The sequence below is a fragment of the Paracoccus sp. PAR01 genome (genome assembly GCF_014851995.1).
Lineage (GTDB): Bacteria > Pseudomonadota > Alphaproteobacteria > Rhodobacterales > Rhodobacteraceae > Paracoccus > Paracoccus litorisediminis.
The window spans coordinates 89,906-103,480 of sequence record NZ_JACVAW010000004.1 but is presented as its reverse complement, the minus strand read 5'-3'; the positions used below and the strand labels follow the sequence as shown (position 1 = coordinate 103,480).

General features: G+C 65.0%; 11 protein-coding genes. 5 read left to right on the top strand and 6 right to left on the bottom strand.

Annotation, left to right across the window (positions count from 1 at the left end; translation table 11 throughout):
• Nucleotides 1-2: 2 nt before the first annotated feature.
• Entirely contained in the window at nucleotides 3-1,514 is a 1,512-nt protein-coding gene (locus IB235_RS09385) for a GntP family permease (protein WP_370576863.1), read from the bottom strand.
• 159 nt (nucleotides 1,515-1,673) lie between these two features.
• Here IB235_RS09385 and IB235_RS09380 point away from each other — a divergent pair, with 159 nt between their 5' ends.
• Nucleotides 1,674-2,771 carry an efflux RND transporter periplasmic adaptor subunit gene (locus tag IB235_RS09380; protein ID WP_192336494.1) on the top strand — a complete coding sequence of 366 codons (1,098 nt, stop codon included), beginning with the start codon at nucleotides 1,674-1,676 and terminating at the stop codon, nucleotides 2,769-2,771.
• A gap of 5 nt (nucleotides 2,772-2,776) precedes the next feature.
• Nucleotides 2,777-5,899, top strand: a complete 3,123-nt coding sequence (locus tag IB235_RS09375) for an efflux RND transporter permease subunit (protein WP_192336493.1) — start codon at nucleotides 2,777-2,779, stop codon at nucleotides 5,897-5,899.
• A gap of 36 nt (nucleotides 5,900-5,935) precedes the next feature.
• Here IB235_RS09375 and IB235_RS09370 read toward each other — a convergent pair whose 3' ends face one another.
• The 5 genes from IB235_RS09370 to IB235_RS09350 all read right to left on the bottom strand — a co-directional run bounded on the left by IB235_RS09370 (nucleotide 5,936) and on the right by IB235_RS09350 (nucleotide 9,838).
• A complete protein-coding gene (locus IB235_RS09370) occupies nucleotides 5,936-6,523 on the bottom strand; it encodes an Isoquinoline 1-oxidoreductase subunit (RefSeq protein WP_192336492.1) in 588 nt (195 codons plus the stop codon).
• A complete protein-coding gene (locus tag IB235_RS09365) occupies nucleotides 6,520-8,661 on the bottom strand; it encodes a xanthine dehydrogenase family protein molybdopterin-binding subunit (RefSeq protein WP_192336491.1) in 2,142 nt (713 codons plus the stop codon). Before IB235_RS09365 ends, IB235_RS09370 begins: the two co-directional genes overlap by 4 nt.
• 3 nt (nucleotides 8,662-8,664) lie before the next feature.
• Entirely contained in the window at nucleotides 8,665-9,123 is a 459-nt protein-coding gene (locus IB235_RS09360) for a (2Fe-2S)-binding protein (RefSeq protein ID WP_155039450.1), read from the bottom strand.
• 77 nt (nucleotides 9,124-9,200) lie between these two features.
• Complete coding sequence (locus IB235_RS09355) at nucleotides 9,201-9,602, bottom strand: PIN domain-containing protein (RefSeq protein WP_192336490.1); 402 nt, start codon at nucleotides 9,600-9,602, stop codon at nucleotides 9,201-9,203.
• A complete protein-coding gene (locus IB235_RS09350) occupies nucleotides 9,599-9,838 on the bottom strand; it encodes a type II toxin-antitoxin system PrlF family antitoxin (RefSeq protein ID WP_192336489.1) in 240 nt (79 codons plus the stop codon). The genes IB235_RS09355 and IB235_RS09350 overlap by 4 nt, the downstream gene beginning before the upstream one ends.
• A gap of 249 nt (nucleotides 9,839-10,087) precedes the next feature.
• Here IB235_RS09350 and repA point away from each other — a divergent pair, with 249 nt between their 5' ends.
• The 3 genes from repA (at nucleotide 10,088) to repC (ending at nucleotide 13,489) form a co-directional block, all read left to right on the top strand.
• Entirely contained in the window at nucleotides 10,088-11,275 is a 1,188-nt protein-coding gene (gene repA, locus IB235_RS09345) for a plasmid partitioning protein RepA (RefSeq protein ID WP_155039447.1), read from the top strand.
• Complete coding sequence (repB, locus tag IB235_RS09340; protein WP_192336488.1) at nucleotides 11,275-12,195, top strand: plasmid partitioning protein RepB; 921 nt, start codon at nucleotides 11,275-11,277, stop codon at nucleotides 12,193-12,195. Before repA ends, repB begins: the two co-directional genes overlap by 1 nt.
• 169 nt (nucleotides 12,196-12,364) lie before the next feature.
• Entirely contained in the window at nucleotides 12,365-13,489 is a 1,125-nt protein-coding gene (gene repC, locus IB235_RS09335) for a plasmid replication protein RepC (RefSeq protein WP_192336487.1), read from the top strand.
• The last annotated feature ends 86 nt before the right edge of the window (nucleotides 13,490-13,575 follow it).

Here is a 13,575-nt window from a genome sequence, read left to right as displayed (position 1 = left end):
GATCAGAAGCTGCCGACGAATGTGCCCAGCACGATCACCGCCACCAGCGCCAGCAGCGCGCCGACAATCGCCACCATGGCGATGTTGAAATAGCCCGCGCGCGGGGTGACGCCGCAGACCGACAGCAGCGTGACCACCGCGCCGCTATGGGGCAGGCTGTCCAGCGTGCCCGCGCTCATGACCGCGACGCGGTGCAGAAGCTGCGGGTCGATGCCGGTTGCCTGCGCCAGTTGCAGATAGGTCTCGCCAAGCGCATCCAGCGCGATGGTCAACCCGCCCGAGGCCGAACCGGTCAGCGCCGCAAGGATATTGGTCGCCACCGCCAATGACACCAGCGGCCCGCCCTCGATCGACAGGACCCATTCGCGGACCAGCGCAAAGGCCGGAAGTGCTGCGACCACCGCGCCGAAACCCACAAGGCTCGCCACCGCAAAGATCGGCAGGACCGAGGCATTGGCGCCCGCATCCAGCGTCGCGCGCAGGCGCGGCAGGCGGGGGTAGTTCAGCCCGATCGCCACGACGATTGCCGCCGTCAGCGCCACCGCCACCGACCAGACGCCGCTGACCGCGCCAAAGCTGGTCTCGCCCCAGATCGGCTGGGCCAGCCATGACAGGTCCAGCGCCGGCAACACCAGAAGCGACATGGTCAGGTTTACGGCGATCACCACCAGCAGCGGCAGGGCCGCAACCAGCCCCGAGGGCAGATCGGGGCTTTGATGCCCCCGCGTAGCCTCGGCCGGGTCGAATTCGCGCGCCGTCACCGCCCTTTCGCGCAAGACGGTCTCATCGATTTCGGGGGCGCGGATCTCGGTGAAGCCTTCGCCTTGGGCGCGGGCGCGCGCCTCGGCGCGGCGTAGCCACCACATGCCGAATCCCAGCATGATCGCCGACGCGATCAGCCCCAGCCCCGGCGCGGCAAAGGTGGTCGTGCCGAAAAACGGCATCGGGATGGCGTTCTGGATCGCGGGCGTGCCGGGCATCGCCATCATCGTGAAGGTAAAGGTGCCAAGCGCGATGGCAGGCGGCATCAGGCGACGCGGGATGTCGGCGCGGCGAAACAGCGCCTCGGCCATGGGGGCAAGGACGAACAGCGCCACGAACAGGCTGACGCCGCCATAGGTCAGCGCCGCACCCGCCAGCACCACCGCAAGGATGGCGCGCTGCGCCCCCAGCCGCCGCGTCAGCTCATCGGCAATCGCCCGGACCGAGCCGCTATCCTCCATCACCTTGCCAAAGACAGCGCCCAGCAGGAACAGCGGAAAGAACTGGCCGACGAAATCCGCCGCCGCCGGCATGAAGGTCTGGGTCCAATGCGCCAGCATCGGTTGCCCTGACAGCGCCGCCGCGATCAGCGCGGCAATCGGGGCCAGCAGCAGCACGCTCCATCCGCGATAGGCCAGCGCGATCAGCACCCCCAGCGCCAGCAGAATTCCGATCAGCCCCATCGTCCCACCTTTCCACACCCCCGCCCCAGCCTGCACCGCAAGCCCCGCAGCAGGCGAGTCCCGCGCCACAGCAAGCTCAGCAAAACCGGGGCGGGACGCAGCATGGCTGAACAATCGGGCATTTTGGTGACGGTTCCAGACAATCCGCGAATGCGCCTTTGCAGCGATTTCTTGTGCGAATGTGATGGGCATGAGAGGATTTAACCAGAACTGGCGGAGGGCGAATGCATGAGGCGGACGTTTCTGGGGTTTCGGGTGATGATGCTGGCCTTGTTGCCGGTATCGGCCATGGCGCAGGCCACTCCTGCCGTCATCGTCGCCCCCGCCGAGATGACCGAAGTGCGCCAGAATGCCAGCTTTGCCGGTCGGGTCGAGGCCACGCAAAAGATCGACGTGCGCGCCCGCGTCTCGGGGTTTCTTGAGGAAGTCGCCTTCAAGGAAGGCACGCGGGTCGAGGCGGGCAGCCTGCTTTACCGCATTCAGGACGACGATTACCGCGCCGCCATGACCGAGATCGAGGGCCAGATCGCCGCCGCCGACGCGCAGCGCACCCTTGCCGCGCTGGAGCGCGACCGCAAGGCAGAGCTGGTCAGGCGCAAGGCCGTCGCCCAGAATGAACTGGACATCGCACAGGCCCAGTTGGGTCAGGCCGAGGGTGAGTTGCAGCGCCTGCGCGGCTCGCTGGAACGCCAGAAGCTGCAATTGTCCTATACCCAGATCACCGCGCCCTTTCACGGCATTACCGGGCTGACCACCGTGGATGTCGGCGCGCTGGTCGGGCCCGATAGCGGGGCACTGACCACCCTGACCCTGCTGGACCCGATCGAGGTCACCTTTCCGGTCGCCACCTCGCTGGTCCTGACCTATCAGGAGCGGATCGCACGGGGCGAGGTCAGCAAGGAGGCCGTGGCGCTTCTGACGCTGGCCAATGGCGCCGAATATCCGATCGCGGGTGATGTGGACTATATCAGCGCCAATGTCGCGCAGGGCACCGATACCGTGCTGGTGCGGGCCAGGTTCGACAATCCCGACGGCACGCTTCTGGACGGGGCGCTGGTCAGGGTCATGCTTGAACAGCGCAAGGGCGAACAGGCGCTGACCATCCCGCAACAGGCGGTGCAGCGCGATCAGGAAGGCTCGTTCGTGCTGCTGGTCAATGCCGAATCCAAGGTCGAGCGCCGCCTGATCAAGACCGGCAGCACGCATCTGGGCCGGATCGTCGTGACCGACGGGCTGGTGGCCGGCGACCGGGTCATCACCGAGGGCATCAACAAGGTGCGTCCCGGCATTGCCGTGGACGCGGCAACCGCACCCGCGGCGGGCTGACCAGCATGATCTCAGAGGTTTTCATCGACCGCCCGCGTCTGGCCGCCGTCATCTCGATCGTGATGACGCTGGCCGGGCTGATCGCGCTGACCGCGCTGCCCATCGCGCAATATCCCGATATCGTGCCGCCGCAGGTCACGGTCTCGGCCAATTATCCCGGTGCGGGGGCCGATGTCGTGGAAACGACCGTCGCCCAGCCGATCGAATCCCGCGTCATCGGCGTCGATGACATGCTGTACATGAAATCGACCAGCGGCGCGGACGGGTCCTACAAGCTGACCGTCAGCTTTGCCGTCGGCACCGATCCCGACATTGCCACCGTCAACGTGCAGAACCGGGTGGCGCTGGCCACGCCGGGCCTGCCGGCCGAGGTCAGCGCGACCGGCGTCAGCGTCAAGAAGCAATCCTCGGCGATGCTGCAGACCATCTCGATCAGTTCGGACGATCCGGCGCATGACGCGCTGTTCTTGTCGAACTATGCCACCATCAACGTGCTGGATACGCTGAAACGCGTGCCGGGCGTGGGGGACGCGGCACTGTTCGGGGCGCTGGATTATTCGATGCGGGTCGTGCTGGACGTGGACCGGATGACCAGTCTTGAGATCACGCCGGGCGATATCGTCGCGGCACTCAAGGCGCAGAACGTGCAGGCGGCCATCGGCCGGATCGGCGCGCAGCCGATGACCGACGATCCGCAATTCCAGCTGAACCTTGTCACGCAGGGGCGGCTGACCGATCCGGCGGAATTCGGCAATGTCGTGCTGCGGGCCAATCCCGACGGATCATTCCTGCGCATCCGCGACGTGGCCCAGGTCGATCTGGGCGCCAAGATTTCCGACACCCATGCGCGCTACAATGGCCGTCCGACCGCGATGATCGGCATCTACCAATTGCCGGGCGGCAATGCCCTTGCCGCGGGCGAAGGGATTGAGGCGGCGATGCAGCGCCTGTCGGCGAATTTCCCGCAGGGCATGCGCTATGACATCGTCTATGACACCACCGCCTTCGTGAAGGCCTCGATCTCCGAGGTGGAACACACGCTGATCGAGGCCTTTATTCTGGTGATCATCGTCGTGTTCCTGTTCCTTGGCAGCGTGCGGGCGACGCTGATCCCGCTGATTGCCGTGCCGGTCGCGCTGATCGGCACTTTCGCGGTCATGCTGGCCTTTGGCTTTTCGCTGAACACCGTGTCGCTGCTGGCGCTGGTGCTGGCCATCGGCATCGTGGTCGACGACGCCATCGTCGTGGTCGAGAATGTCGAGCGCGTGATGGAGGAAAACCCCGGCCTGTCCGCCGCCGAGGCCGCCCGCGAAGCCATGGGCGAGATCACCGGCGCCATCGTCGCGATCACGCTGGTGCTGCTGTCGGTCTTTGTGCCGGTGGCTTTCATTCCCGGCCTTTCGGGGCAGCTGTTCCAGCAATTCGCGGTGGCGGTCTCCGTCTCGATGGTGATTTCCGCGATCAACGCGCTGACGCTCAGCCCGGCCTTGTGCGGCATCCTGCTGAAGCCGCATCACGGGCCGAAACGCGGGCCGCTGGGCTGGATCTCGCGCCGGATCGACAATGCGCGGGACGGCTATGTGCGCGGCGCGGGCTTCATCGCGCGGCGGGTGGTGCTGGGGCTGGTTCTGCTGGGCTTGGGCGTCGCCGCGGTGCTTGGCCTGTTCCGCATGGTTCCGTCCGGCTTCCTGCCCTCCGAGGATCAGGGCGCCTTCTTTGTCGAAGTCCGCCTGCCCGAAGGCTCATCCGTCAACCGCACCGATGTCGCCATGCGCGAGGTCGAGACCATGCTGTCCGGGATCGAGGGCGTCAGCGGCGTGATGTCGGTGACCGGCTACAGCTTCCTTGATGGGCTGGCGAAATCCAGCAGCGGCTTTGCCATCGTCGCGATGAAACCCTTTGAGGAACGCGCCGATCCGAAAAGCAGCGTCTTCGCCGCGATTACCACCGCCATGCAGAAGGGTGCGACGATCCGGTCGGCGCAGGTCTTTGCCTTCAACCTGCCGCCGATCATCGGTCTGGGCACGGGATCGGGCTTTGAATACCAGCTACTAGATCTTGAGGGGCGCGCGCCTGCCGATCTGTCGGCAGTGGCGGGCGGGCTGATGGTCGCGGCCAGTCAGGACCCCCGGCTGGGCCCGACCTTCACCACCTTCTCGTCGGGTTCGCCGCAGCTTTATCTGGAGCTGGACCGCGAAAGGCTGCAGACGCTGGGCGTCTCGGTCAGCGACCTGTTCACCACGCTGCAGGGCACGCTGGGCCAGATCTATGTCAACGACTTCAACCTGTATGGCCGGACCTGGCAGGTGAACGTGCAGGCGCGCGAAAGCGACCGTGCCAGCGTCGACAATATCAACGCGCTGTATGTCCGCAGCAATACCGGGCAGATGGTCCCGGTCAGCGCCGTCGCCCATGCCGAATATACGGTCGGCCCGCAATCCATCGTGCGCTACAACAACTACCGTTCGGCCACGCTGAACGGCTCGCCCGCGCCGGGCGTGGCCTCGGGGACGGCGCTGCAGGCGATGGAGGAGATCAGCGCCAAGGCCCTGCCCCCCGGCTACAGCTATGAATGGACCGGAACCGCGCTGCAGGAAAAAGAGGCTGCGGGCCAGACCTCGACCATCCTCGCGCTGGCGCTGCTGTTTGCCTATCTGTTCCTTGTCGCGCTTTACGAAAGCTGGACGATCCCGGTCCCGGTGCTGCTGTCCGTGGTGGTCGGGGTGGCGGGGGCGCTGGCGGCGCTGAAGCTGGCGGGGCTGGATTTCGGCATCTATGCGCAGATCGGGTTGATCGTGCTGATCGCGCTGGCCGCCAAGAACGCCATCCTGATCGTGGAATTCGCCAAGGCCCGTCGCGAGGCCGGAATGGAAATCCACGACGCCGCCATGGCCGGTGCCCGCGACCGTTTCCGCGCGATCCTGATGACCAGCTTTGCGTTCGTCGCAGGGCTGATCCCGTTGGTCACCGCGACGGGTGCCGCCATGCTCAGCCGCCGCGCCGTCGGCACCGGGGTCGCAGGCGGCATGCTGGCCGCGGCCCTGATCGGGATTTTCCTGATCCCGGCGCTGTACGTGACGTTCCAGGGGCTGCGGGAATGGGTTAAAAGCAAGACCGCCGGGAAGTGATCGTGGTCACCGCTGGCCGGTGACCACGCCATATCCTTACCCCGGACAGACCGCGCCGGTATCGATCCAGGCGCGGGTCAGTGCGCCGAACAGTTCCTGACTGCCCGGTGCCGGGGTGCGGCCTTCGCCGGGGTCCCAGCCCCAGCCGACCAGACCGTCATGGGCGTTGTGTTCGAACAGGTCTTCCAGCGACTTGCCGCCATTCCGCTCGGGGTCCTTGATCTGGGCGCAGATCTCGGCCAGCCCGACCCCAGCCCAGCCCATGCTGACGGGGGCCAGCATCCATGGCTCATGCCCCGGAATGCTGCCATGCCCGGTCAGGCGGATGTTCTTGTCGCCGTGGCAGGTGTTGCACGTCATCCCGGCCGCGCCGAAATCGGCATCACCCCGTACCACCGGTGGGCTATGGGGATGCATGTCGTCGCCCTGCGTCGGGCCGCCCTTGACCGGGTGGCAGTTCAGGCAGCGCGGATGGGTCAGGACCTTGCCCATTTCCTCAAACAGCGCGACCGAACGCTGGCTTGCATCGCTGACCCCGGCAAAGGCGTCGGGACCGGACAGCCCGTCCTGCGCGACGGCGGGCATGGCGACAAGGGCGAGGACCGCCGCGAACGGCGCCCTCATGATGTTGCCCCGCCAAAGGGAAGCACATTCTGCGCGCGCCCGGTCAGAGCGCGCCAGGCATTGGCCATGGCCGGGCCAAGGGGCGGGACGCCCGGCTCTCCGATCCCGGTCGGGTCGGCCTCGCTGGCGATGATCGCGACCTCGACCGCTGGCATTTCCGAGATGCGCAGCATCGGGTAGTCGTGGAAATTCGACTGCTCGACCTCTCCGCCCGGTGCCAGCGAGATGTGGTTGTGCAGCGCGGTGCCAAGGGCATAGCCGATGCCGCCCTCGATCTGGGCGCGGATGACATTGGGGTTCACGGCAATCCCGCAATCGACCGCGCACCAGACCTTGGTGACGCGGGGCACGCCGCCCATGTCCTGCACCTCGGCCACCTGTGCGACATAGGTGCCGAAGCTTTTCGTATAGGCGACGCCATAGCCCTTGCCGTCGCGGGTCCGACCCGTCCAGCCCGAGATTTCGGCCACCTTTTCTATCACGCCGCGTTCGCGGGTGGCCTCCGGCGGCAGCAGTTCCAGCCGGCCCACGACCGGGTCCTTGCCGGCGGCCTCAAGCACCTGATCCAGAAATGTCTCGACCGCATAGGCCGTATGGGTATGCCCGACCGAGCGCCACCACAGCACCGAGACCGGGCTTTCCATCCGCGCCCAGCCGATGCGTTTTGCCCCCAGAATATAGGGCAGCCCGGTCGATCCCTCGAACGAGGTGCTGTCCGGCCCGCCCTGCAACATCGGCTCCATCGGCGTGCCCATCATGATCGACTGGTTCGCGACGATGTTTTCCCAGGCGATGATCTTGCCCGCATCGTCCAGCCCGGCGCGGAAGCGGTGGACGGTCAGCGGGCGGTAATAGCCGCCGCGAATGTCATCCTCGCGCGTCCAGAGCAGCTTGAAGGTGCCGTCGGCACCCGCCGCCTTGGCGACCGCAGCCGCCTCGGCCGCCAGATGGGCCGAGCCCTGCGCCCGCCGCCCAAAGGAACCGCCCGCCAGCAGCACGTTGATCTGCACATCCTCGACCGGCACGCCAAGGGTGGCGGCGACCGTCGGGCGGTCAAAGGCCGGGAACTGGCAGCCATACCATAGCTCGGCCTTGCCGCCCTTGATCTCGATCACCGCATCCAGCGGCTCCATCGGGGCATGGGCCAGATAGGGAAAGTGGTATTCGGCCTCAAGTGTCTTGGCCGCCCCGGTAAAGGCAGCAAGATCGCCCTGTTCCTCGACCGTGGTGCCGCCCGCCTGAGCCGCCTTGGTGAAGGCTTCGAACAACTCGGCCGAGCCGCGGGTCTCGGCCTTGGATTCGTCCCAAGTCACCGTCAGCGCATCGCGGCCCTTCAGCGCGGCATAGGTATTCGTGGCATAGACCGCGACGCCCGAGGGGATCTGGCGCACCATCTGCACGCCCTTGACCGCCAGCGCGTCCTTGTCGTCAAAGCTGGCGACGGTCGCGCCGAATTTCGGCGGATGGGCGACGACGACGGTCAGCATGCCGTCACGATAAAGATCCAGCGCGAATTGCGCGCTGCCATCGGTCTTGGCCTTGGTGTCCAGCTTGGGTCGGTCCTTGCCGATCAGCACGAAATCCGCAGGTGCCTTGACCGGAGGGTCCTCGGGCACGGGCTGACTGGCCGCCGCCGCCGACAGCGCGCCAAAGCCCGATGTCTTGCCGCTGCCGGGATGCGCGACCACCCCGGCCTTGACGGTGATTTCAGCCGCAGGCACGCCCCATTCCTGTGCCGCCGCCGCGACCAGCATGGCGCGGGCCGCAGCACCGGCCTTGCGCATCTGCATGAAGCTGTTGGCGATGGCGGTCGAGCCGCCGGTGCCCTGCGCGCCAAAGGCCAGATTGGCATAAAGCTTGTCATCGGCGGGCGCACCCTCGGCCCGCATCTGCGCCCAATCGGCGTCCAACTCCTCGGCGACCAGCGTGGCAAGGCCGGTATAAGGCCCCTGCCCCATCTCCAGATGCTTGCTCATCACCGTGACCAGATCGTCGGTGCCGATGCGGATGAAGGCATTGGGCGCAAACGGCCCCGCCACTGTCACCTGCGCCCTGCCCCGCCCGATCGGCAGGGTCAGCGCCAGCATCAGCCCCGCGCCCCCGGCCAGAAGTCCCCTGCGTGTGGTGTCAAAGCCCATGGCTCAGCCCTCCAGCACTTTGGCGGCGTCATGGATCGCCTGCCGGATGCGGATATAGGTCGCGCAGCGGCAGACATTCCCGGCCATGGCATTGTCGATATCTTCGTCCGATGGCGCCGAGACCGCCTGCAGAAGCGCCACTGCCGACATGATCTGCCCCGACTGGCACCAGCCGCATTGCGGCACGTCGATGGCGGTCCATGCGGCGCGGACGGCCTCGGTCTCGGGGCCCTCCATACCTTCGATGGTGGTGACCTCGCGCCCCTCGACCATCGAGATCGGGGTGACGCAGGCGCGGCGCGGCATGCCGTCCAGCATTACCGTACAGGCCCCGCATTGCGCGATGCCGCAGCCGAACTTGGTACCGGTCAGATGAAGTTCATCCCGAAGCACCCACAGCAGCGGGGTGTCCGGGTCTATGTCGAGATCATGGTCCCGACCATTCACGCGGAAACTGGTCATGCCTGGCCTCATACGCTGGGCGACTTAGCGATGATGCCCCTGTGAACGGTCAGGTCAAGGATTATTCGCGCGCGACCTCAGGCGCCCGGAACCGCCGACATCCCGGCAAGGGCGATGGCCTTGCGGTCAAAGGTCAGGATACGGTCGCAGCCCGCATCATGCGCCGCCAGCGCGATCATCTGGTCGGAAAAACCCGCGCCGCCCTTGCGGTAACGCTCGGCCGCCAGACCGACGCGGTCGGGGCTTTCCACCACGATCTCGCGACTGGAGAGCAGCCCGTCAATGGCCTCGGCAATGTCATGGCGCGGCAGGTCATAGGCGCGTTCCAGCACCCAGACCAGTTCCACCATCACCTCACGCGACAGGTATCCCGGCGCGTCCGGCGTCAGCCCGGCAAAGACCGCCGTCGCCAGCGCCGATTGGCGGGGATCGTCCTGCGTCAGGTAGCGGACAAGGACATTCGTATCGAGGCCGATCATTCCCGCGCCGCACCGGCGGCAATGGCGGCGTCGATATCGTCAAGGCTGCGGATACGCTGACCTTCGCGCCGCAGCAGGCCCGCCAGATCGGCAACCGGCCGCGTCCGCATCAGCCGCACCTGCCCGTCATCCAGAATCACATAGCGCAGCCGGTCGCCCGGCCCCAGATCCAGCGCCTGCCGGACGGCCTTGGGCAAGGTGGTCTGACCCTTGATGGTGATGGTCGATTCCGACATGGTGGCAATCCGTTCCTGTATTTCGCCTTACAATTTATGCTTTTTCCTTACCCACGACAAGGCCGCCCGCCCGTCTGGATCAGCTACCTGCCGCAATATGCTGGCGGCCCTTGGAAAATTGCTTGCCAGAATCGAAGTTTCCGCGCATTCATTTACGCAAGAAACAGAATAAGACGGCCAAAAGCGTAACAAGCAATTCTCTCGAGCAGTGAGAATGGCCGGAATCTGAGGGCAGGCACAGTGAATATCATGCGGCCAGGCACGCGAATCGACAAGCTTGTGGGTGGTCATGCGGCCGCCCTTTCCGAGCGTTTGCAGACTCATCGCGAACAATTGTTCCCGCCAGACGCGAAACGCGAGCTGCGCAAGTTCACCTCGGGAGAGGTGGCGGATCTGCTGGGCGTCAAGGACGCCTATCTGCGCAAGCTGGATCTGGACGGCAAGGGCCCCTCGCCGGAAACCCGCGCCGGCGGGCGGCGCTATTACAGCCCCGCCGACATCCTCGCCTTGCGCGAAATGCTGGAAAAAGGCGCGAAAACGCCGGGAACCTACCTGCCGGGACGGCGGCCGGGCGATCATCTTCAGGTGATTACCGTCATCAACTTCAAGGGCGGCTCGGGCAAGACCACCACCGCCGCGCATCTGGCGCAAAAGCTGGCGCTGGACGGCTACCGGGTGCTGGGGATCGACCTTGACCCGCAGGCCAGTTTTTCGGCTTTGCACGGGGTGCAGCCGGAATTCGACCTGCCCGATGGCGGCACCATCTATGACACAATCCGTTATGACGACCCGCTGCCGCTGCGCGACGTCATTCAGAAGACCTATTTCACCAATCTGGACCTGATTCCGGGCAATCTGGACCTGATGGAGTTCGAACACGCAACACCGATGGCGTTGCGCGAACGGCAGGGTAGCTTTTTCTTTACCAGGATTGGCGACGCTCTGGCCGAGGTCGAGGACGATTACGACATCGTCGTCATCGACTGCCCTCCTCAGCTTGGCTTCCTGACCATGTCCGCCTTGTCCGCCGCGACCGCGATCCTTGTGACCGTGCATCCGCAGATGCTGGACGTGATGTCCATGTGCCAGTTCCTGCTGATGACCTCGAACCTGCTGGGCGTCGTGGCCGAGGCCGGGGGCAGCATGGATTACGACTGGATGCGCTATGTCATCACCCGCTACGAGCCGGGCGACGGGCCGCAGAACCAGATGGTCAGCTTCATGCGCTCGATGTTCGGGGAACATGTGCTGAACCATCCGGTGCTGAAATCGACCGCGATTTCCGATGCCGGCATCACCAAGCAGACCCTTTACGAGGTCGAGCGCACCCAATTCACCCGCGCCACCTATGAGCGCGCAATGGAAAGCCTGAACGCCGTCAATGGCGAGATCGAAGGCCTGATCCAGGCGGCCTGGGGCCGCGGCAAGGGGATGTGATGGCGCGCAAGGATCTGTTGAAAGAACTGATGAGCGGCCCGTCCGTGCAGGACGACCAGCGCAGCGTGCCGCGTTCGGATCGCGGTGCGATTGGCGCAGTTTCCAAATCGATCAATGAGTTGCGCAGCCGCGCCATTATCGAAGTTGCGCCGGAACTGATCGACCATGCCGGGATCGCCGACCGTCTGGATGACGACCCGGCCGGGATCGCCGCGCTGAAGGAATCAATCCGCGAATATGGTCAGCAGGTTCCGGTCCTGCTGCGCCATTCCCCCAATCATGAGGGACGCTACGACATCGTCTTTGGCCGCCGCCGGGTTCTGGCGCTGAGCGCATTGCAGATGCCGGTCCGCGCTATGGTGCGCACCCTGAACGACCGCGAACTGGTGGTCGCGCAGGGTCAGGAAAACACGGCCCGCAAGGATCTGAGCTTTATCGAAAAGGCGAATTTCGCCGCGCAGATGGTCAAGGCGGGCTTTGAGCGCAAGATCATCGGCGACGCGCTTTCGATCGACAAGACGGTAATCTCGCGCATGCTCAGCGTCACCGATGCCGTCCCCGAGCGGCTGATTCAGGCCATTGGGGCCGCGCCGTCCGCCGGACGCGACCGCTGGCTGAACCTTGCCCAGAAAAGCAAGGAGCGCCCGCTGGCGGCACTGGTTGCGGCTGCGGTTGGACCGGATTCCGACAGTCGCTTTGCCGCCGTTCTGGCCTCGCTTTCGACGCCGCGGGGCAAATCGACCCCGCAACTTCTGCGCAGCGCGACGGGTGTTGCGTTGGGGCAGGCAAAATCAAGTAAAAACAAGGCTGTGATCGAGCTGACCGGCGAAGGCAGTGCCTTTGGCGAATGGCTGATCCAGAATCTTGCAGACCTTCACCGTGACTGGCTGACTGGACAAGCCGGCACCAAGGAGAATTGAGCAGCAACCAACAAGGAGGCACGACCCGGCATAAGAAAAGCCCCCCAGGACTGGACATCCCGAAGGGCCGTTTTCTCGATCTAAGCACTCGTAGATAACGGCAAAAGTTGACAGCTGTCAACTGGCGTCTGATCCGACGGACGGCAAACTGTTGCCCCGTGACAATCAAATGAGGCATATTTCCACGACGCCTTTCGGGCGGCGGCTGTTGACGGCTGGGCATCTGTTGCATCAGAGCCTGTCCGAGGCCCCTGCCCCGGTCCCGCATGTCGACAAATGGGCTGTTTTGCGCGATCTGGCCGAGGCCCGCGCCGATTTCGGCCTGTCCGACCGCGATGTTGCGGTGTTATCTGCACTGGCCAGCTTTCATCAGGGCAAAATCCTTGAGGATGGGCCGGGGCTGATCGTCTTCCCCTCAAACCAGACCTTGTCGGCTCGGCTGCATGGCATGCCCGAAAGCACCCTGCGTCGCCATCTGGCCGCGTTGGTCAAGGCCGGAGTGATCCTGCGCCATGACAGCCCGAACGGCAAACGCTATGCGCTGCAAGGTGGTCAGGCCTTTGGCTTTGATCTGCGCCCCTTGCTGATCCGCGCCGAACAGATCGCCATTGCCGCTCAGACCCACCGCGACGCATCGCGCCGCTTGCGCGAATTGCGCCAGATCGTCGTTCTGCACCTGCGCGATGCATCCAAGCTGCTGCTCTGGGCCATCGACAATGCCCTGCCCCGCGTAACGGACCTTGGAGCCGCCTTGGCCACCCTGCAGCGCCATCTGCGGCGCAAGCTGGGTCAGGAGCAGCTTGAGGAAATGCGCCGCGAAACCCGTCGGATCATCGACGATCTAAGCACCGCTCTGCCCCGCGAAACAACGAACCCAAGCGGCAATGACAGCCAAAATGAGCGGCACATACAGGATTCAGACTCATCTAAAAAAGAATCTGAATCTGCTCAGAACAGCGAAAGAACCCATGCGCTGCCGCTGGAACTAGTGCTGAAGGCGGCACCTGAAATCGCGAACTACACACCATCCCCCATTCGCGACTGGCGCGATTTGCGACGGGTCGCGGGCTTTGTGCGTCCGATGCTTGGCATCCAACCCGACGTCTGGACCGAATCCCATCGAAAAATGGGTGAGGACAGCGCGGCCATCGCCTTGGCCTGCATGCTGGAACGCGCGTCCGTCATCCGCAATCCGGGCGCCTATCTGCGGTCCTTGTCCAAGCGGGCCGAGTCGGGCGGGTTCTCGGCCTCGGCAATGGTGATGGCATTGCTGAGGGAACCAAGGGCCGCGTGATCGTTGACAGCTGTCAACTCGGATTATCCGCTGGCACAGGCATACAAATGCAGTCAAAACCAAGACATATCCTGCACGGCATTCAA